Below are 20,073 nucleotides of genomic sequence, written 5' to 3'. Positions count from 1 at the left end.
GTATGCATATACATCCGAGAGAGCTTTTCTTTATTGTTTAACGACGCAGATTCCATTCGTCAGTGGCATAGCGCGTCTTAACGAGTTCTTCTGCCAAAGCAAGTTCTTCGTCCGTAAGCGTTGAAGGGATCAGCTCCACTTCCAATCCAGATGCAAAGCCTTTCGAGAACGCCTCGATAGATTCTTGGAGACTGATTGGACGTGGGCTTACTTCGTTGATCGTCACTGCTTTTTGTCGGAAACTATCGATCATCCGTTGTTTTACCCGTTCTGACGGGAAATGCAAGAGCGAGAATAGCAGATCTACGTCCATATCAAGCAGAATAGAGCCGTGCTGAAGAATAACTCCCTTTTGTCGAGTCTGAGCGCTTCCTGCTACTTTTTTCCCCTCTACCACGAGCTCATACCAAGAGGGAGAATCGAAGCAGGCGGATGACCCTGGAGAATTGTACTTTTCCTTCTCCTCTTCACTCGCCAAGGAAACCATTTCCGCCGAGAGTCCAAGGTTTTGGAATCCGTGCAGCAGTCCCAAGCTGATGATTTTGTAAGCTTCTGTCACACTCGAAGGCATTTTCGGATGCTCTTCGGATACGATGACACTGTATGTCAGCTCCTGATCGTGGAGAACAGCACGCCCTCCCGTCGCTCTGCGAACAAAGCCCAGTCCTCTATTTTGAACTTCCTCCAGGTTGATTTCCTTGATGGCCTTCTGGAAATAACCAATTGACAGTGTCGCCGGGTCCCACGTGTAAAAACGAACGGTCGGGGGAACCTTGCCCTCACTGTGTAACTGCAAAATTGCTTCATCTACTGCCATATTCATCGCGGGTGACATTGCTTCCGTCACGATATAACGCCACTGTTCCATCTATGTACCTCCTCATTCACAACGCCTTCATTGTACGCTTCTGGCATGAAGGACGGCAAGCCTCTGATGCGCTAATTTGCGCGAGCTGTTTCCTGCAAAATGGCCATAACCTGCGCCAATGCATCTGTATTTTTCTCATTCTCTTCGCGCATTCGCTGCAAGATGGACTCCCTGTTCTTTTGCAAGTCATTCACCGCTTGAAAAAAGCGATCATTCGTTAGCTCTTCTTCCCTCATGATAGCACCAATCCGAAAGAAAAGCCGCCCGTAACAACAGGCGACTTTTCTTTGAATCTAGAATTATGCTTGCGGTTGATAACGCAGAATTGGCTTTCTTGCCGCTGTCGCTTCATCCAAACGTTTGACCACAGTGGTATGAGGGGCTTCCTGAACGATTTCTGGTGTTTCCTCGCACTCGCGAGCAATTTGGAGCATGACGTCGATGAACTCATCGAGCGTTTCTTTTGTCTCGGTTTCGGTCGGTTCGATCATGAGGCACTCGTCCACGATCAATGGGAAGTAGATCGTTGGCGGGTGATAGCCGAAGTCGAGCAAGCGTTTTGCGATATCGAGCGTGCGTACGCCCAGCTTCTTCTGGATTACACCAGACAGGACAAACTCATGCTTGCAAACGCGATCAAATGGCAGATGATAAGCTGTTGCCAGACGACGCATCATGTAGTTGGCCGAGAGCACCGCGTTTTGAGAAACTTGCAGCAAGCCTTCTGGACCCATGGTACGGATGTAGCTGTATGCACGAACAAGAATACCGAAGTTTCCGTTGTAGCCTTTTACGCGACCGATAGAAGCCGGACGATAGCTGTCCCAGTAGAAGCTGCCGTCTTCCTTTTTCGCTACGATTGGTGTAGGCAGGAATGGCTCGAGAATTTTTTTCACGCCGACCGGACCTGCACCTGGACCACCACCGCCGTGAGGCCCTGTAAACGTTTTGTGCAAGTTCAGATGCACCACGTCGAAGCCCATGTCTCCCGGACGGGCAATTCCCAAAATCGCGTTTGCATTGGCACCATCGTAGTACAAGAGGCCGCCAGCTTCATGGACGATTTTCGCCATTTCCACGATATCTTCTTCAAATAATCCGAGTGTGTTCGGGTTCGTCAACATCAAAGCAGCCGTGTCAGGTCCTACTGCATCACGCAGCGCTTGAATGTCAACCAATCCACGCTCGTCAGATGCAATGGTTACGGTATCCAAACCAGCTACAGCAGCAGATGCCGGGTTCGTACCGTGTGCGGAGTTCGGCACGATTACTTTTGTACGATGCGCTTCCCCACGGCTCTCGTGATAAGCGCGGATCATCATCAGACCTGTCCACTCACCTGCAGCACCAGCAGCTGGTTGCAGGGTAACTGCGTCCATGCCTGTAATTTCACCCAGTTCTTCTTGCAGATTGTACAACAGCTCCAAAGCGCCCTGTACGGTTTCTTCTGGTTGGTACGGATGTGTCTGCGCGAAGCCTGCGTAACGGGCAACATCTTCGTTGATTTTCGGGTTGTATTTCATCGTGCAAGAACCAAGCGGATAGAAGCCATTGTCTACCCCGTGGTTGCGACGAGACAGTTCGGTATAGTGACGAACCAATTGCAGCTCAGATACTTCTGGCAGCTCAGCCGGCGTTTCGCGAATGAGGTGCTTTGGCAAAAGACTTGCTACTTCTACTTCTGGAACATCCAACGCCGGCAAATTGTAGCCCACACGGCCTGGTTTGCTCATTTCAAAGATCAGTGCTTTCTCCTGGTCGTTACGCACGTGTGATCGCCTCCAATTCAGCAGCCAATGTGTCGATTTCTTCTTTGGTACGTAGCTCGGTTACTGCAAGCAAGGTATGATTCGCAAACTCTGGATAGTCGAGACCGAGATCATAGCCCCCGATCATTCCAGCAGCCAGCAGCCCTTTGTTCACTTCTGCAACTGGTTTGTTCAGCTTCACCACAAACTCGTTGAAGAACGGTGAAGTGAATACGATCTCCAAGCCTTTTGCTTGCAGGGCATTCTTGGCGTAATGAGCTTTTTGCAGGTTCATCATCGCCATTTCTTGTACACCCTGCTTGCCGAGTGCTGTCATGGCAATGGAAGCAGCCAATGCGAGCAGCGCTTGGTTCGAGCAGATATTGGAAGTCGCTTTTTCACGACGAATATGTTGTTCACGCGCTTGCAGCGTCAATACGAAGCCGCGTTTGCCATTCTCGTCCTTCGTTTGACCGACAATACGACCTGGCATTTTGCGCATCAGTTTGGATGTTGTAGCAAAATATCCACAATGTGGTCCGCCAAAGGATGCTGGGATACCGAATGGCTGCATGTCGCCCACTACGATATCTGCACCCAATTTGCCCGGCGCCTCCAGTACACCCAGAGCAAGCGGATTGGAGGATGTGATCAACAGTGCGCCTTTTCCGTGCGCAATTGGTTCAATCGCTCCCAAGTCCTCTACATTTCCGAAGAAGTTCGGATACTGCACGATGATCGCTGCTGTGTTTTCATCAACAAGCGCTTCCAGAGCCGCTGTATCCGTAACACCGTCGCTGTTGATACCTACTTCAACCAGCTCAACGTTTTGTCCATACGCATATGTCTTCAAAACACCACGCGCTTCCGGATGTACAGCGCGAGAAACGATTACGCGCTTTTTGCCAGTGTGACCCGCAGCCATCATCGCTGCCTCTGCCAAAGAAGTCGCGCCGTCATACATCGAGGAGTTAGCTACCTCCATGCCAGTCAGCTCACATACCATCGTTTGGAATTCAAAAATAGCTTGCAGCTCACCTTGGCTGATTTCTGGCTGATAAGGTGTATAAGCGGTAAAGAATTCACCGCGGAGCAACATGTGATTGACTGTGCTCGGCGTGTAATGTTGATAAACACCCGCACCTAGAAAGTTAACATGCGTGCTGAAGTTTACGTTTTTATTTGCGAGGTTTGTAAAATACTTCACCAAATCTGGCTCGGAAAGTGCTTCTGGAATATTCAAAGCACCTTTGAAGCGCACTTCTTCCGGAATATCAGCAAATAGTTCTTCTACACTCGAAATGCCGAGGGTTTCCAGCATTTCGCGCTTGTCCTGATCAGTTTGGGGCAGATAGCGGTATTTCACGGACGTTGTCCTCCTCTAAAAGGATGTATGTGGTGTATCGCTTAGTTTTTTGGGCGTTTATAAAATGGAGCGGCAACGACTTCTGCTTTCAGACGTTTTCCGCGAATTTCTACTTCTACTTGTGTACCTAACGCAGCATGCTCGGTTTTTACGAGAGCGAGACCGACGTTCTTCTTCAAGGTTGGAGATTGTGTTCCCGTCGTCACTTCGCCAATGAGCTCTTCTCCCACATAGACAGGGTAATGCGTGCGCGGAATCCCACGGTCGATCATTTCAATCCCTACCAGCTTGCGTGGGGCACCGTTTTCTTTTTGTGCCTTCAGCACTTCTTGACCGATGAACGGCACATCTTTGTCTACCTTGACAGCAAAGCCAATGCCCGCTTCGATCGGAGTGATGTCTTTGCTAAGCTCTTGTCCGTACAGTGGCAGCTTGGATTCAAAACGAAGCGTATCGCGCGCACCGAGACCGCACGGCAAAAGACCTTCTTCTTTTCCGGCATCCAGCAAAATGTCCCACAGCTCCGCTGCACGATCGGCATCCAAATAAATCTCGAAGCCATCTTCGCCAGTATAGCCAGTGCGGGAGACCAATGCCGGAATACCGCTGACTTGCACATCACGCTCAAAACGGAAAAAGCCGATTTGAGACAAGTCTGTAGTCGTCAGCTTTTGAAGAATGGATTCTGCCAAAGGACCTTGAATCGCGATTTGTGCTGTTTGTGGCGAAATATTCTCAATCGTTACGCCTGGAATCAGATGTTCTTCTAGCCACGCATAGTCTTTGTCGATATTCCCCGCGTTGATGACGAGCAGGTAATGATCATCTGCATATTTGTAAACAAGCAGATCGTCTACCGTACCCCCATCTGGGTAGCAAAGTACACTGTACTGCGCCTGTCCGACTGCCAGCTTGGACACGTCATTCGTAGTCACACGCTGGAGATAAGAAAGAGCGTTTTCCCCTTTTACGTCCACTTCTCCCATATGGGAAACATCAAATAGACCAGCTTTTGTCCGAACAGCTTCATGCTCTTGACCAATGCTTGTAAACTGCACCGGCAGATCCCAACCACCGAAGTCGATGGTTTTCGCGCCATACTTTGCATAAGAATCAAATAGTGGCGTACGTTTCAAATTGGACATGTGGCACCTCCTGTGAACAATAAGATCCAAAACAAAACAGAGGAAGAAAAACGGGTACACCAAAATAATGGTGCCCATTTCTCCTCCTCTGTCCTTGGTACCTGAGAGTTACCTTGCAAATCACATGGGGATTACTTCTTCCCCACTTGCAAGTTTCCCCTTTGGTGGCTCGTGTGAGCTCTCTCCAGAGTTGCGTCCAGTAGAGGTACTTTTGCCTGAGAGATTCACCGTTACCGGCTTGCTCCTTCGGCGCTGCAAAAAACTCAAGCAGTCTCTCCCTACTACCTTCATTCGCGGTTGTTTCATGGTCATACATAAGTTTTTGCTATCATTTCCATACTAATGGATGTACTACCTCCTTATCCTACCATGAGAGTCCAAAGTTGAAAATATACAAATTAACAGTCAGATTCAGAAAAACTTAACAAAACACATTGACAATAGATAAATGTTCAGTTTTTAGACATTAACCATGAAAGTTATGGCAGAGCTATGTAAAGGAGTATCTTTTATGCCGAATGTTCCTATTTCATTTGATACGAGTTGGATCAATCCGCTTACAGAACGCATGCAAGAAGATGGCCCCTGGGATAAGTGGGAGCTGTTCAAGCTCTCATTGGAAGCCGAGGAAGCGATGGCTGTTCACGAATTTGATCAGCTGCAATGTCTGAAATACCTTCCACTCTTGTCGCCATTTCCACACCAGTTGGAAACGGCGAAACGTGTCCTGCTAGAAATGCGCGGACGAGCCATTCTCGCAGATGAGGTCGGTCTGGGAAAGACCATCGAAGCAGGTTTGATCATGAAGGAGTATATGGTCCGCGGCTTGGCTAAAAAAATTCTCGTCCTAGTACCAGCCTCTCTCGTCATTCAATGGACAAAAGAGCTTCATCAAAAATTCGGCATTGCAGCAGTCGCGCAAAAAAAAGAATATATGTGGCGGCAGCACGAAGTCGTTGTCGCATCAATAGACACAGCAAAACGAGATCCTCACAGGCGTCACGTCCTCGACATCGATTACGACATGCTCATCATCGACGAGGCCCATAAACTCAAAAATAAACGGACACGAAACTATCAGTTCGTCAAAGAAATCCGCAAAAAATATTGCCTGCTCCTTACCGCAACGCCTATTCAAAACGAGATGGACGAGCTGTACAACCTCATCAATTTGTTAAAGCCAGGTCACCTCGGCCATACTTCCACCTTCTCTACCAATTACGTAGAGGGCAAACGCCAATCCAAAAATAGCGAGAAATTGCGGGAAGAAATTGAAAAGGTCATGATTCGCAACAAACGAAGTGATGGTGGTATTCAATTCACCAGTCGCCGCGTTCAGTCGATTCCGATTGACCTTACCCCTGAGGAATTGACCTTGTACGAAGGTGTGACCCGCTTTGTCCGCGAGCAATACCAAACAGGATTTGGGGTTGGCGGCTTCAACTCTCTCGCTCTGATTACCTTGCAGCGCGAGGTCTGCTCCAGTAAGGAAGCTGCGTTCATGACGCTGTATAACATGCACCAGCGCACCGGCGAGGACTCTCCCCTGCGCGCACAAATTCTTGAGCTAGTCGAGATGATCAAACAAATTGAGACGCATTCCAAGGCTGCCAAAACGGTTGAGCTTATTCAACAAATCAACGACAAAGTGATCATTTTTACAGAGTACCGAGCAACACAAAACTATCTACAAAAGTATTTGCACGACCACGGCATTACTTCTGTCCCCTTCCGCGGCGGCTTTAAACGCAGCAAAAAGGACTGGATGACGGATCTTTTCCAAAATCGTGCACAAGTCCTAATCGCGACAGAAGCAGGCGGCGAAGGCATCAATTTGCAGTTCTGCAATCAGGTGATCAATTACGACATGCCTTGGAATCCCATGCGAGTGGAGCAACGAATCGGTCGCGTACATCGTCTCGGACAAAAAAGGGATGTGCACATTTACAATTTATCGACAACAGGAACGATCGAGGAGCATATTCTCAAGCTGCTCTATGAAAAAATCGACCTGTTTGAAATGGTCATCGGTGAACTCGATGACATTGTGGAACGCCTGAATTTAAATCATTCCTTGGAAGATAATCTGATTCAAATCATTATGGATTCCCACTCCTCCAAAGAAATGGCGCTGAAGCTCGATAACATTGGACACGCGATTCGGGCAAGCAAAATAACAAAAGAAGCCGTCCCGCTTTCTGAGGCAGCTGACCAATAACTCTTGTTGGAAACGAAAAAGAAATGAGGTCTCCTGATGCAGCAACAACAGGTCAGACAATTTGTCGAGCGCTATTTGGCGACTTTTTCTGCCCATATCGTTGAGTCTCACCCGGATTATTTCACAGTCAAACTCCCTGTCGAGGTGGACAAAGATATCGGCAATCGCCCTTTCTACTGGAGCTGGGTGGATAAAATGAACTTGGCTTATCAGCCATTGGTGCTCACCTTTGCTTTTCATCCAGATTGCACGCCTGAAGGATTGCGATCCGAGCATCTGCATTTAGGGGCTACCCGTATGCAACAAATTTTCGCTTCAACCAAAAAGCATGGCAGCTTTGTCTGTATGTACGAGCAACAAGGGGGGCTTTTAGGCAATGCTGGCAAGCGTCGGTCAACCCCTCTCGTTCCTTGGCTCGGGATGAACTTGAAGGTTTCTCTGCTCTGTGACAAGCGACGTGACATTTTATTGTACCTGGGGATTAATTTGCATCAGCCGCGGTTGGTGACGGATTTCACTTCGTTTTTATTTTCACTTTCCTTGACCCCTGCGATCCCTGACTACTATTACACGTTGGATCGAAAGGTAACCATACAGGAAGCCCTCCAAATGGCACAACAGGAAGTCGAACATACATTGGAACAAGAAGATCAGCATTGGGCAGAGGAAGCGCGCACACGTTTGAGCGAAGAAATGGCCATCTTGGAAGCGTACTATGAAGAGCTGGCACGGCGCGAACCAGAAAATGAGCAAACAAACGCAGACGAAAGTGGAGAAGAAGCAGAGCAACTGGAAGCTCAGTCGTCACTCGAGCAAGAAGCCCTCCACTCCGAACCTGATCTAGCTGGACCAACTCCTGTCGAACAGCCAATATCTTTTGACGAATACCGGGCTTCTGGTGGACGAATCCTCGACTTTTTACGTGCAAATGGAATCCAAACCACTTCACGCGAAGAGATTAATCAGGCAGAGTGGAAAAAGAGCACGCCAGATGAGGAAAGACAACGCCGAAAAGACGAGCTGGCATGGCAATACGAGCCGCGGATCGAGGTTTCTTTCATTAATGGCGGCTTGTTCTATTTATCTTCCGTTCCTCCGCTCATGCGGTCATCGAAAGCAAAAAGCATGCGACATCTCCCCGCATCAGGGCGAATCATGTAAAAGATCAACGAGAAAATGTGAAACAGAAAAGACACGTTGCAACAAATCTTTTTGTCATAGCTGGTTACAATAGGAATAGGTTAAGCCTTTACAAAAGGTGGTGCATAGTTGTGACCAGACGATTTCTTCCTTTTATCGCTGCTCTTTTGTCTCTGATGCTGCTCTCCTTACCTGCTTTTGCGCAAGACGAAGCAAGCTGGGACCAGCAATTCCAAGCACAAATTCGAGAATGGATGGATGCGATCGCAAGCCGAGACCCTCAATTCAAGCAATGGCAGGACGCAAAAACGGACGTGCAAACACTAGGTGCAGGGCAGCATCAATGGCTGGTAAGTATAAAAAAAGCGGACAAGCAAGTAGGATATTTGGTGATAGGAGAAGCACCTGATTCCAATTCCCATGAGAAATTTGTTCTGCTGGAATACGGTGTCGGGGAGTACATCTTGTTCGATGACGCTTTTGCTCCGAAAGAAATCGCGGCAGAGCCAGTTTATGACGGGTTCTCTTCCTACTGGCTGATCACCCAGAAGTCAGATACACAAATGGTCAATGCAAAAACGGGAGAAATGTATCCCACTTCCTTTCAAATTAGTGAGCCCGCTGTCGATGCTTTTGCAGGCGAGCAGCTCATACAAAATGGACAACGCTTGACTCAAATGAGAATTTTAAGCGCGGCCGAGGCTGATCCTTTTGATCATATCGGGTGGGTCAGCCAAATGAGTACAACCGACACAGACGTGTCCTGGAACCAATTGTGGCAGCAAGATTATACCTCACCGGTAACATTAGCCGTCCCGATTCATCAATCACAGGTTTTGGCCCCCTTTGTCGTGGGGTCCCTGCATATATGGAATGACCAAAATGCTTATGTCGGCGTTTGGGATGAGGGCCTGCGCTTTGTCCCGTATTCGTATGCACATCGTGTCGGACGATTTTTCGTAAACGAAACAAGCTCTCCTGCCGAATAACCGGTTGGAGAGCTTGTTTTTTACGTTTTCTATTCACCGATGTTCCGTAGGAGAGAGACGTTCATGAACGGCATGAAAAATTTCATTGACCGTCATTCCCTCTGCATTAATGACGGGAGCTCCTGTAATCGTTTTGTTTTGATCACCCAGTACGTTGATATCCTGGCCTGTAATGACAATCGCGTCTACCACCTGCTGCCAGTTGCCTAAATCAACAACTTCGTAACCATTTTGACGCAGCATCTTAGACACTTCAGACAGGGAATTTTCTACCGCTACTCTCGCCATATGCACCCTCCGTCTTCGTTCATGATAGGTTTACGAATTTTATTTGCGCCACAACAGTCGAATGGACATGGGAATGGCACCAAACCAGCGTGACGACCAGGACTCGCGTGGAGTCTTACGCAAACGGCGTTCATCTTTTGGAGTATCCATGTACTGAACAAACAGTTTCGTCAGGTACTTTAAATATTCCTGAAAGGACATCGCACTTGACCTCCTTCTTACTCGCGGATTCACACCACGGCGCAAGCGCTGTCCCCTCTATTGTTCCCCGTCCTGCGTTCTTTCAACCACTTGGCTCGTAATTTCCATCACAATATCGGAAAGGCTCTTTCCTGTTGTATCCACCTGAATCGGCGCGAAATCGTAAACACCTGCGCGCTCCGCCATTAAGGTTTTTACCCTTGTCGCTACTCCTCCTGCCAACAAGGGCCGGCCTGTATCCTTTTCCAAACGCTTGATGAGTTCCTCTTCCGTGGCATGCAGCGCGATTACGATGCCATGCTCCATCATCATCTCTACGTTTTGCTTCCGTAATACAGCTCCTCCCCCAGTTGTTAGTACCTGAGGCCCTGCTGCCAGTAATTGTGCAAGACGTTGCGTCTCGACGTCTCGGAAATACGCTTCTCCTTGATCCGTGAAGATTTCTGGAATGCTGCGACCTTCACTTTCCACAATCGCATCATCCAAGTCCGTATGCTTCATTCCCAAAGAGGCAGCGAGTGCGGCGCCAACCGTGGTTTTTCCTGTTCCCATAAATCCGACCAACACCAGGTTCATCATTTTGTTTCTGCCGCCTTTCCAAATCGTCAGTATGTATTGATCTTCACCGTTTTTTGTTGTTGATTGTACGCTGTCTCATATCCTAATGCTTTTTCAAAAAATGACAGTGGAACCATCGTACGTTCTTTAATTTCGATTAACGGGCTGCCTAAATCCATTCGTTTCCCATCTACGTCAGCAAAGCGCTCCCGTTCCTTTATAAATACTTCGCGCCCATTTCCTTTTACGCGGATCATTTGTTTCTTGTCGTCCCAGCTAATCGCTAATCCCATTTTCTCACCGAGCTCACGCAACGGAATATACACCGTATTTTGGGTAACCCGAGCCGGAATCGATGGATAAAAGCTCATGTTATTGATGATCGTGGTGATATAGGGCTCCAATTGCACTGCACCAAAGCCATTCTTATTTGCGCTGTTGGTATACAGAGTGAAATATTTCGCTTCCCCTTGCAAGGTTTGCCCAAGCGCCTGATCGAGATGCTCTGCACCAATGACACTACCATGATAATTTTGCTGGACGCGCTGCAAGAATCGCTTATAGGCATCGTCACCAATTTTGCGCCGCAGGTTGTCAAACAGGAGTGCCCCTCGGGAATACCAGGTTAGCTTAAACTCTTCTTCGGTGGCAAACTTCTGCAATGGCTTGTCCAGCTTTCCATTTGGATAACGCTCTTGCAAACGTTTGACATCCCGGTTGTACTCATCTAACAAAGTCGTAGCTGATTGGGCATCATAACGTTTCTGCAAGTAATGAGACACGCCGAGCTCCACCAGCCCCTCATCAAGCCACCCATGCGAGGATTCCAATGTAGCCACACTGTTATACCACCAAAGATGCCCTACCTCATGCGGCAGCCAATGATCGATCAGATTGTTGTAATGCATGTCTCTTTTAAATACGGCCAGATTCGCGTACTCCATGGCGTACGTCGTTCCTGTACTTGTTTCCGCAATCGCCACGTGCGGATACGGCAACGGACCGTACATATCGATAAAAGTAGGAAATACCGATTGGGCAATGTTCTTGATTCTTTCTATGTTTCCTTTATCAACGGAAGCAATGTCAACCGTTAAATTCGGAGCAAATTGAATCGTTTCGATGTGATAAAGCGGACTTCCCACCAGTCCAAAGTTCAACAGATTTTTTGCTTGATAATGGACTTGTTGCTTACTGCCACCGATTGACTTCGTTTGTCCTCTGCCCCATGAACTGACCCATTTGTAGCCTTGTGGTGAGGTAAACGACACATCGTAATCTCCATAGTGGTAAACGAATGGATCACCAAAATCAACGCGTTGCGGCGGGTCATACCAAACACCTTTTTGATTTTGTGCCCCGAGCATCGGGTACCATGTCGTCAACGTCCATATATCGTCTTTGACCCCAAAACGTGTGCCCCTACGTGGAACCGGGTTCTCGAATTCAATGGTTAGGGCCCCTCGAAGCTCCTTACCAAGAGGATTTGCCATCTTCACCAGCGATTGACCACGTTCAAAAGAAAGTGGCTTGTCCTTGTAGCGAATCGACTTCACCGTCATTTTGTTCCAAAGGTAGTCGTAAATATACAGGCGTACATCTGGAGTTTTCGGGTTGTCGAACTCCAAGGTCATGTTTCCGGTTATTTTCGCTTCGGACGTATGTAATTCAGCTTGAATCTTATATACAGGGTTCAAATCCTTTACATAAGACGGCAGAGGCGGATCATATGAAAATGGATCGACGAACTTTTGCTCCTCCTCAGGTGATTGATTCATGGCAATGATTTGAGAAATGGCTGGCCAATACGCGACGACCCCAACTGAGCCAAAAAAAACGAGGATCGTCACACATACTAGCAAGCTTGTTTTATGTAGTGATTTCATGACAGCCCCCATATAATAAACCGCCCGGCGGCAGGCGCTAAATGTTTTTGTTTCATTGTAGCAAATATATGTCAAACTGAGTAGAAATTCAGGAGATTCTGTAGAGAAAACGCCTTATTTGACAATGGTCTTTCCTAGGTGAAATAAAAAAGCCGCCACTCATTGTATCGTAATGATTGGCAGCTTTCTTTAGCGTTTACCAGGTTTCGTACATAATTTTTCCGGTCTGGCTAAGATCATAGCCCCCGACCGCTTCCAATTCCTTTTGAAACGGACGCGATCCGAGAACATCAAGAACAGCCTGAATGAGCTGTTCATTGTCCTTATTTTTCAACAAAACGAGGTCATATCGCTCACGCACAGTTGGGACAAACTCTACGCCGACGAGTGAAGCTGCCTTTTCAATGCCCACCCCTACGTCTGCTTCGCGCCGTGCTACTACCCCTGCGACTGCCAGGTGATTGGACTCTTCCCGTTCATAGCCAATCACGTCACTCCCCGCTATTTTTGCCAGTCGAAACTGCTCTTCAATCAGCGTGCGTGCACCGGACCCTTTTTCCCGATTGACCATGCGAATGCCTGGCTTCGTAAAATCGCTCCATGCTTTAATCTGTTTCGGATTGCCTGCCTGAACGTAGAATCCGGCCCAACGTGACAACATATTGATGACAACAAATCGATGCCCACACAAAATGCGACGAATATACGGGACATTGTATTCATTGGTATCCCCATCGTACAAGTGCGTGCTGACGATATCAGCCTTACCCGTATACATCGCTACGAGGCTGTTCAGAGAGCCCACGTATGAGCGAAGCGGTCGGTATGCCTCATCCTTTTTCTCCAAATGCCCCGCCAATAGGTCCAAGCTCACATCCTGCCCGCTGATAATGATATTGCGACCTGTACCAGCCTGCTCATGTCGTGTCAATTGCTGAGCTTGTCCTGTCTGAGGGATGCTAACGGCTGAGGCTTGTCTGTACTCTCCCTTTGCCTTCGCCTTGTACGCTTCCAGATCGCTTTCGTCTACGCGCATTTGCCGACCGACGCGATAAGCGGGCAGCTCTCCTTTTTTAATCAGATCGTAGACCGTCAGCTTAGAAATACGTAGAATTTTTGCTATTTCTTCGGTGGTATAAGAATTTTGTTGACTCATGTTCCGCCTCCGTTATCTCCTTTGCTCTATTGTCAAACAAGTGTCGTAAAATCGCAATTGATTATTCATTACGAATCCATATAATCTAGTTATGTCCAGTTATAATTAATTATAACTAAATATAATTATGGAGGTCTTTTTTTATGAAGAAGCACTGGTTAGCCTTGTTGACGGCAGTTTGCTTGATGCTCACTGCTTGCTCAACAACGCAAACAGCACCACAAGCGAGTGAGCCAGCCAAAACCGAAACAGCAAAAGTAGAACTGATGATTTCTGCTGCTGCTAGCTTGACGGATGCCTTGAATGAGTTGAAACCCCAATACGAAACGGAAAACCCAGGAACGACCCTCACCTTTAACTTCGGAGGCTCGGGCAAACTCGCCACACAAATTACGCAAGGCGCTCCGTCTGATGTATTTTTGTCGGCTAGTAAAAAAGACATGGACGGTCTAGAGGAACAGCAACTGATCGCCAAAGACACACGTCAAGACTTCACGAAAAACTCGCTTGTTCTCATTGCAGGTAACACAAGTGCTGTCGCAATCTCTTCTTTTGAAGAGCTGAGCAACGCAGCGATCAAGCATATTGCCGTCGGTGAGCCTGAGACAGTCCCTGCTGGACGATATGCGAAAGAAACATTGGATACGCTGAAAATGTGGGATTCTCTTTCGGCACAAATGGTATTTGGCAGCGATGTTCGCCAAGTTTTGACCTTCGTAGAATCCGGTAACGCGGAAGTCGGTATTGTCTACTCCAGTGATGCCGCAGCTTCGAAAAATGTAAAGGTATTGGCGACAGCCAAGCCTGAATGGCACAAGCCGATCGTTTATCCAGGTGCGGTTGTCAGCGCATCGAAGAACCCAGATGCAGCAAAAGCTTTTCTTGCCTACTTGACAAGCGACAAAGGAAAAGCGATCTTACAGAAGTATGGGTTTCAATAATCCAACCTAATCGAATTGGAGGTGGCAAGCGTGATCGAAACCAATCTTACTCCTTTGATGCTCTCCCTTAAAGTAGCTGCGCTCTCCACCTCCTTTGTATTTGTCCTTGGGATGATTTCTGCACGGTGGATGACACAAAAGGATTTTTGGGGGAAGAATGTGCTGGAGTCCTTCTTTTTGCTTCCGCTTGTTCTCCCTCCCACTGTTGTTGGCTTCGGCTTGTTGATGCTTTTCGGAAAAAACGGCTTTCTTGGCCAGCTTCTGCATGAATGGTTCAATATTACCGTCGTCTTTACTTTAACAGGAGCCGTTATTGCCTCGATTGTCGTTTCCTTTCCGTTGATGTATCAGAGTGCAGTCGCTGCCTTCACAGGGGTCGATCTTCGTTTGGAGAATGCGGCACGCACGATGGGCGCTTCCGAATGGCGATTATTCTGGACCGTTACCTTTCCGTTGGCTTGGCCTGGCCTGTTGGCTGGGTTTGTTCTTTCTTTTGCCCGTGGTTTAGGGGAGTTTGGTGCTACGCTGATGCTCGCAGGCTACATCCCTGGGAAAACCGATACGATTCCCGTCGCCATTTATTTTGCTGTTGAGGCTGGTCAAATGGATAAGGCATTGTTTTGGGTCATCATTATTGTTTCCTTGGGTATGGGTACGACTCTCTGGCTGAATTGGTGGAGTCGTCGTAACGTGCGCAGGTACGCCAATCAAAAGTAAGGCAGGTGAATGGTAAATGCTCTTTGTCCACATACAGAAGCGTTTGCCTGATTTTATTTTGGATGTGTCCTTTTCCGTGCAGGAGGAAATTGTCGTGCTGTTCGGACCATCCGGCTCTGGCAAAACAACGATATTGAACAGTATTGCTGGTCTGGTTCATCCTGATACCGGCGTGATCCAATTAAACGAGAACGTTTTTTATCGCGAAGGACAGAAGCCGCTTCCCGTACAAAAACGCAACATCGGGTATTTATTTCAAGATTATGCGTTGTTCCCTCACATGACGGTCGAGCAAAATGTTCGATACGGATTGAAAAAAGGACATGAGCTGAATTTAGCTCCTTTGTTGTCCACGGTGGGAATCGATCATCTGCTGCAAAAATATCCTCACCAGTTATCCGGAGGACAAAAACAACGGGTGGCACTCGTACGTGCACTTGCTACTGAACCAGACATCCTGCTCCTTGATGAGCCTTTATCGGCGCTGGACGCAGATACGCGTAAACAATGCCAGGATGAATTGCTTCGCCTTCACGCCATGTGGAACATCCCGTTTCTGCTGGTCACCCATGATCGTGAAGAGGCCGAAAAGCTCGCAGATGTCATTTTCCTGATCGATAACGGCACAATCAAAGAACGAAAAAATGAAAAAAGCCATTCAGCAACGTCCATTTCCCGATAATGGGATGGCATTGCTGGATGGCTTTTTACTTATCGAGCTGTGATTGGTTCAATTTTCACATCGTTTTGCTTTGCCCATTTATGTACTTCGCCAAGGAATTGCAGTACGTCATGGCTCTCGTGATGAACACAAAGGGTATCGGCCGCCAAGTCAATGTGCTCGCCATTGACGGTCATTACTCTTTGTTTTAAAACGAGCTGACGTGTCTGCTCCATGCGTTCTTCCTTGCTGATCAGCACGCTTCCTTCCAACTCACGCGGGGCCAATCGACCATTCGGCAAATAAGCCCGCTCTGCAAATACTTCCTCTGCCACCTGAAGCCCGTGTTCCAAGCCTGCCTCTACAAGCTTGCTGCCAGACAGGGCATAGAGGACCAGTTCTTCATCAATATCCGCAATGGCTTGGACAACCGCTTCGGCGAGCTCTGGGCGTTCAGCCGCTTCGTTATACAGCGCGCCATGCAATTTCACATGGTGCAGCTCCCCGCCGAGTGCTTTTGTGGTCCCAGCCAAGGCAGCAATTTGATACAGTACCAGCTCATACACCTCATTAACAGACAAGTTCATCGAGCGACGTCCGAAGCCTTGAATATCTGCATAACCGGGATGTGCCCCGATTTTCACATCATGCTTGAGTGCAGCTTCGATTGTTCTGCAAATAATATGGGGATCCCCTGCATGCAATCCGCAAGCAATATTAACGGAGGTGATCCATTTCATAATCCCCAAATCCTCTGATTGTCGGCCTCTGCTGAAGCCCTCTGCCATATCGCAGTTAATATCCAGATGAATCATGTATGCTCACCCTTCTTTCACTAATCTATCTCTTGAAAACGCATTCATGCGCGTGGCTTCTCGTTTTCTTCCACTTTAGCATACCATGTACGCCAGTTTAACAAAAGCAAAAAAGCTGCCGAAAAATGGCAGCTTCTGAACAACTTATGTCGAACCAACGGTTGCTTGACTGCTTTCTTCTGTCTGTAAGGTCTCTGCTAGTGCCATTACCTGGTTCTTCTCTTGTTTATAATCGTATTCCTTTGCCTTATCCGGTCTGGCATTGTTGTACTCTACCGGGATCTCATGGCGATGGGAACGTTCAATTTTCGTTACGAAGTGCAGCTTTTCCATAATGCGAATCGTTTCATCCAACAAATTGGCATCCACATACATCGAAACGTAATTTAAGCGTTTGGAGATGTAATGAATGGTGCCAAATTTGCGTAAATTTTTGGCGGCACGCGTGTTTTTCACCCACACGGCGACCCCCAGACGTCGCTCTCTCATGTTTTGCCGTCGGTCTCCTTCCCAATCGTGGTATACTTATTGGTGAAAGCTTATTATAGAAAGGAATCGTGGTCTATGCTGGCTACGTTTTATCATCAATTCGAGGAAGCGCTTCACCACGAAAAAATCGTGACCCATAGCAGTTGGCGAACATATGCAGGCCAGCTCTTTTTCTATGTATGCAGTACGCTCTCTGCTCCTATGCTGACAAAGCAGCTCATGGAAACAGGAGAGCGCCTGACCACTGATACCAAATTAAAGCCAGAATGCATTTACGTGCGTTCTGATGACATGCAGCATGTGTATCGCTTCCGCTTTCGCGTACCTGACGAAAAGCAATTTTGCTGTGGCAATCTTTGTGAAGACTGCTTTCTGCTGCGCCAAAATGAATCGGGAACAGCGTAAATTACGATGGCTTTTTCACACTGCAGCCGCAGCTTCCGCCTGTCCCGCAACCACTACCCTGCGCCTCTAAGAATGGATTGTTGCTCGGCACCTTGATCGTTTCCGATACGGAATGAGCAATGGTTCTACTCACCTGATACAAGAGCTCATCCAGAGCATCCTCTGCTCGTTTGAATGCCTGTACGGAATCCCTCAGTTCAATAGTGCGCTTCAGTTCCCGTACTTCTTTGGATATATGATTGTAATCCGGGTGATACTTCCCGAACCGTTGCACATCTTCGTACTGTTCCTTCTTAGCCTCGAACACGACGAGCAGACGTTGCACTTCCTCATCTGCTTCCATTTGGCGTTTGGCCTCCAGATACCCCGAGACCTCGCGCGATTGGTTGATCATCGTGGACAGCTCATGAGACTCCATGATCAACTGTGACATATCCACAGCTTCCAATGTTTCCATAAAGCGAGACCTCCTTTCGCCGTAAAGCTTGAAAACTTTACGTCATTCCTGATTGTATCATGATGCACACCCTTAGTACAGATATTCAGGCACTACAATGCGCACTCGCTCAATGTTGTCGAGACGGTAACACTGTTTGTTGCTCTGTCCTGCAATCGTAACCATCCAATACCCCATTTCCAGGCGTACTTCTGTCGGTAGCCCTCGTAGCTTTTCTTTTCCGCTTTGCTGGATCTCGACTTCCAGCTTCAGTTCTATTGCACGCTTAAACAAATCCCGCATGGACTGTGGATGATACGATTGAAAATGCTTCGTCCACATTTTGGGTAGTGCTGCGATTTGCTCATTTTGCTCAGGGAACGTGTTTTCTATAGCATAACCATCCCAAGGCCGTTCGATGAGAAACAAGCCTTTATTCCCGTCTTGACTGTTTTGGTGCGGCTGGAGCTCTTTGCTTGCACTAGCAACATGTAACAGCACTTGCGGCTCATAACCGAAGTGACGAAGTAAACGGATCAGTTCTTTTTCCTGCGAGTATGGAATCAAAAACGTGGTCGGCGATATCACTTGGGTAAGAAATGGGTCAAAGTCAGGAATTTCGCGCCATTCCTCCAGAAATCCAGCATGTGCTGTCCGAACGAGGAAATACGGCTCCATTTGAATCTGCCTTGCTGTTCTGGCCCATTGGCTCACAACCTCAATCAAGCCCTCAGGCAACGGATGAACACAGGAGGCACGGAGCTTTTCTATGACTTGTTCCTCCGTCCCTCCTTGAGACAAATACGTTTGCAACAGCCTTGCTTGCAATTCACCCCGAATCAATTGCCCATCAAATTGGAGCTGGCAAAACCGGCTGATCTCCCATACATCCAGCAATGGGACAAGCGGAGGAATTGTAATGGCACCTGTGGGGTCCACAAACCAGCCTTCCTCCGACGATAATCGCGGCAAGCTGCTCCAACGCCAAAAAATCCCTCGCTCCTCGTCCATCCCGAGCTGAATCCATCCCAAGCCTAACAGCAAATGCAGCCATTGCTCCACAATGAGCTCATCTGCATTGTCTGGCAAAGGGAATCCTGCTTCTTTTAGCATGCGCAATTGCTCATGGATGGAACACCACTGCTCGACAGGAACCTGTCTCATCAATTGAATGAAAAATTCCCACCAGTCACCATGCGGCAAAAATTGTTCCATCACGAGTTGGTACATCTCTTCCCAACGTACGAGCGGCGGTTGATGCAGCCATTGCTTCGTTCGATTGAGATCGAGTACGAGTTCTCGCTCTTCCCTACGCACCAAGCTTAGTCTGAGCGCAATATCAAGGACAACGGTCAAGGATAAGCCCTCTCTTTGTTCCTGATCGAGCGGTGGAATCACGATTCCTTTTACATGCTCGTCTGTAAACGAGAGCAGCGGCAGCATTTTTTGCGACATCCTGCGATGAATGCTTCCTTTTTGCGTAATGGGAATTTGGTTGTCTCGAATAAACAGCAGAAGCCCAAAAAGATCCAGCTGTATCCCTCTGCCTACTGATATATAATAAGGGAGCGTTTTTGAAAGAGAAACAAAAGCCTGAGAGGCTTCCGGCAGCATTTGATTCGTCAACTGCTCTCGAACCTCTTGTGGCATCAAATAGCCGATCTCACTCCACATTTTCCGTACAGTCAAGATCAGTCCAAGCCGTCGCAATTTCGTCAAGCCGACTGACAGATGTCTGTGCTCTTTTGCCGTTTCACGTTCCCAGGTTCGTTTGCTAAAAAAGCCTCTCGTCGCTTTGGTTACGAAAAGCCGGATAACTGCTCGTTCCAGCTCATCTGCCTGTTCCCATACTTGCCCAATAAAAACGGGGTCCAATAATCTAGCTGTTAAATCTTGCTCTTCGGCAATCTGATATCGTTTGGTCTGTTCATGTAGAATCGCTTGTCGCGTTGATTCGGACAGGTATTCCAGCGAATCCTTCACACGCACGCCTGTCACCTCAGTCTATATGATGTTCGATTCATTACTTTTACCTATTGGAGGGAT

Annotated in this window: 21 protein-coding genes and 1 riboswitch; of the genes, 7 read left to right on the top strand and 14 right to left on the bottom strand. The window is 47.8% G+C overall.

The window, feature by feature from the left end; all coding sequences use genetic code 11:
- Positions 1 to 37 precede the first annotated feature (37 nt).
- From ACM6JA_RS13595 to gcvT, 5 genes are all read right to left on the bottom strand, one after another.
- Positions 38 to 868 (bottom strand): biotin/lipoate A/B protein ligase family protein, encoded by an 831-nt coding sequence (locus ACM6JA_RS13595; protein WP_414852710.1) that lies wholly within the window; start codon positions 866 to 868, stop codon positions 38 to 40.
- A gap of 71 nt (positions 869 to 939) precedes the next feature.
- On the bottom strand, positions 940 to 1,104 hold the full coding sequence (locus ACM6JA_RS13590; RefSeq protein ID WP_414852709.1) for a hypothetical protein: 165 nt from the start codon (positions 1,102 to 1,104) through the stop codon (positions 940 to 942).
- Positions 1,105 to 1,167: 63 nt separating this feature from the next.
- Positions 1,168 to 2,637, bottom strand: a complete 1,470-nt coding sequence (gcvPB, locus tag ACM6JA_RS13585) for an aminomethyl-transferring glycine dehydrogenase subunit GcvPB (protein ID WP_414852708.1) — start codon at positions 2,635 to 2,637, stop codon at positions 1,168 to 1,170.
- On the bottom strand, positions 2,630 to 3,982 hold the full coding sequence (gcvPA, locus tag ACM6JA_RS13580; RefSeq protein ID WP_414852707.1) for an aminomethyl-transferring glycine dehydrogenase subunit GcvPA: 1,353 nt from the start codon (positions 3,980 to 3,982) through the stop codon (positions 2,630 to 2,632). The genes gcvPB and gcvPA overlap by 8 nt, the downstream gene beginning before the upstream one ends.
- 41 nt (positions 3,983 to 4,023) lie before the next feature.
- A complete protein-coding gene (gene gcvT / locus ACM6JA_RS13575) occupies positions 4,024 to 5,127 on the bottom strand; it encodes a glycine cleavage system aminomethyltransferase GcvT (protein ID WP_414852706.1) in 1,104 nt (367 codons plus the stop codon).
- Positions 5,128 to 5,321: 194 nt separating this feature from the next.
- A riboswitch (glycine riboswitch) is annotated at positions 5,322 to 5,417 on the bottom strand.
- 221 nt (positions 5,418 to 5,638) lie between these two features.
- Between gcvT and ACM6JA_RS13570 the strand changes: the two genes are divergently transcribed.
- The 3 genes from ACM6JA_RS13570 (at position 5,639) to ACM6JA_RS13560 (ending at position 9,474) form a co-directional block, all read left to right on the top strand.
- Complete coding sequence (locus ACM6JA_RS13570; protein WP_414852705.1) at positions 5,639 to 7,345, top strand: DEAD/DEAH box helicase; 1,707 nt, start codon at positions 5,639 to 5,641, stop codon at positions 7,343 to 7,345.
- Positions 7,346 to 7,381: 36 nt separating this feature from the next.
- Complete coding sequence (locus tag ACM6JA_RS13565; protein ID WP_414852704.1) at positions 7,382 to 8,506, top strand: YqhG family protein; 1,125 nt, start codon at positions 7,382 to 7,384, stop codon at positions 8,504 to 8,506.
- Positions 8,507 to 8,616: 110 nt separating this feature from the next.
- Positions 8,617 to 9,474, top strand: a complete 858-nt coding sequence (locus ACM6JA_RS13560) for a hypothetical protein (protein WP_414852703.1) — start codon at positions 8,617 to 8,619, stop codon at positions 9,472 to 9,474.
- 33 nt (positions 9,475 to 9,507) lie between these two features.
- On the opposite strand, the gene ACM6JA_RS13555 is transcribed toward ACM6JA_RS13560, so the two are convergent.
- The 5 genes from ACM6JA_RS13555 to ACM6JA_RS13535 form a co-directional block, all read right to left on the bottom strand.
- Positions 9,508 to 9,762 carry a YkuS family protein gene (locus tag ACM6JA_RS13555; protein ID WP_414852702.1) on the bottom strand — a complete coding sequence of 85 codons (255 nt, stop codon included), beginning with the start codon at positions 9,760 to 9,762 and terminating at the stop codon, positions 9,508 to 9,510.
- A 39-nt stretch (positions 9,763 to 9,801) separates the two neighbouring features.
- Positions 9,802 to 9,963 carry a YqzE family protein gene (locus ACM6JA_RS13550; RefSeq protein WP_007725773.1) on the bottom strand — a complete coding sequence of 54 codons (162 nt, stop codon included), beginning with the start codon at positions 9,961 to 9,963 and terminating at the stop codon, positions 9,802 to 9,804.
- A 57-nt stretch (positions 9,964 to 10,020) separates the two neighbouring features.
- Positions 10,021 to 10,542 (bottom strand): shikimate kinase, encoded by a 522-nt coding sequence (locus ACM6JA_RS13545; protein WP_414852701.1) that lies wholly within the window; start codon positions 10,540 to 10,542, stop codon positions 10,021 to 10,023.
- A 26-nt stretch (positions 10,543 to 10,568) separates the two neighbouring features.
- Positions 10,569 to 12,407, bottom strand: a complete 1,839-nt coding sequence (locus ACM6JA_RS13540; protein ID WP_414852700.1) for a stalk domain-containing protein — start codon at positions 12,405 to 12,407, stop codon at positions 10,569 to 10,571.
- A 196-nt stretch (positions 12,408 to 12,603) separates the two neighbouring features.
- Positions 12,604 to 13,563: a substrate-binding domain-containing protein gene (locus ACM6JA_RS13535; protein ID WP_414852699.1), complete on the bottom strand. Its 960-nt coding sequence runs from the start codon at positions 13,561 to 13,563 to the stop codon at positions 12,604 to 12,606.
- A gap of 143 nt (positions 13,564 to 13,706) precedes the next feature.
- Between ACM6JA_RS13535 and modA the strand changes: the two genes are divergently transcribed.
- Genes modA through ACM6JA_RS13520 form a run of 3 tightly spaced genes read left to right on the top strand, consistent with a single transcriptional unit; the run spans position 13,707 to position 15,903 of the window.
- Positions 13,707 to 14,504 carry a molybdate ABC transporter substrate-binding protein gene (gene modA / locus ACM6JA_RS13530; RefSeq protein ID WP_414852698.1) on the top strand — a complete coding sequence of 266 codons (798 nt, stop codon included), beginning with the start codon at positions 13,707 to 13,709 and terminating at the stop codon, positions 14,502 to 14,504.
- Positions 14,505 to 14,534: 30 nt separating this feature from the next.
- Positions 14,535 to 15,221 (top strand): molybdate ABC transporter permease subunit, encoded by a 687-nt coding sequence (modB, locus tag ACM6JA_RS13525; RefSeq protein WP_007725779.1) that lies wholly within the window; start codon positions 14,535 to 14,537, stop codon positions 15,219 to 15,221.
- A gap of 16 nt (positions 15,222 to 15,237) precedes the next feature.
- Entirely contained in the window at positions 15,238 to 15,903 is a 666-nt protein-coding gene (locus ACM6JA_RS13520) for an ABC transporter ATP-binding protein (RefSeq protein ID WP_414852697.1), read from the top strand.
- 29 nt (positions 15,904 to 15,932) lie between these two features.
- On the opposite strand, the gene ACM6JA_RS13515 is transcribed toward ACM6JA_RS13520, so the two are convergent.
- Together ACM6JA_RS13515 and ACM6JA_RS13510 are read right to left on the bottom strand one after the other, a co-directional pair.
- Positions 15,933 to 16,697: a LamB/YcsF family protein gene (locus ACM6JA_RS13515; RefSeq protein ID WP_414852696.1), complete on the bottom strand. Its 765-nt coding sequence runs from the start codon at positions 16,695 to 16,697 to the stop codon at positions 15,933 to 15,935.
- Between the two features lie 144 nt (positions 16,698 to 16,841).
- Positions 16,842 to 17,186: a YlbG family protein gene (locus ACM6JA_RS13510; RefSeq protein WP_007725782.1), complete on the bottom strand. Its 345-nt coding sequence runs from the start codon at positions 17,184 to 17,186 to the stop codon at positions 16,842 to 16,844.
- A gap of 75 nt (positions 17,187 to 17,261) precedes the next feature.
- Between ACM6JA_RS13510 and ACM6JA_RS13505 the strand changes: the two genes are divergently transcribed.
- Positions 17,262 to 17,591 carry a hypothetical protein gene (locus ACM6JA_RS13505; protein ID WP_414852695.1) on the top strand — a complete coding sequence of 110 codons (330 nt, stop codon included), beginning with the start codon at positions 17,262 to 17,264 and terminating at the stop codon, positions 17,589 to 17,591.
- A gap of 1 nt (position 17,592) precedes the next feature.
- On the opposite strand, the gene ACM6JA_RS13500 is transcribed toward ACM6JA_RS13505, so the two are convergent.
- A complete protein-coding gene (locus tag ACM6JA_RS13500) occupies positions 17,593 to 18,048 on the bottom strand; it encodes a YlbF family regulator (protein WP_007725784.1) in 456 nt (151 codons plus the stop codon).
- Between the two features lie 72 nt (positions 18,049 to 18,120).
- Positions 18,121 to 20,016, bottom strand: a complete 1,896-nt coding sequence (locus ACM6JA_RS13495; RefSeq protein ID WP_414853126.1) for a hypothetical protein — start codon at positions 20,014 to 20,016, stop codon at positions 18,121 to 18,123.
- Positions 20,017 to 20,073: the final 57 nt, after the last annotated feature.

It is taken from the genome of Brevibacillus sp. IT-7CA2, from assembly GCF_949767855.1.
Taxonomy (GTDB): domain Bacteria; phylum Bacillota; class Bacilli; order Brevibacillales; family Brevibacillaceae; genus Brevibacillus.
This window is presented reverse-complemented; position numbering and strand designations above follow the sequence as displayed.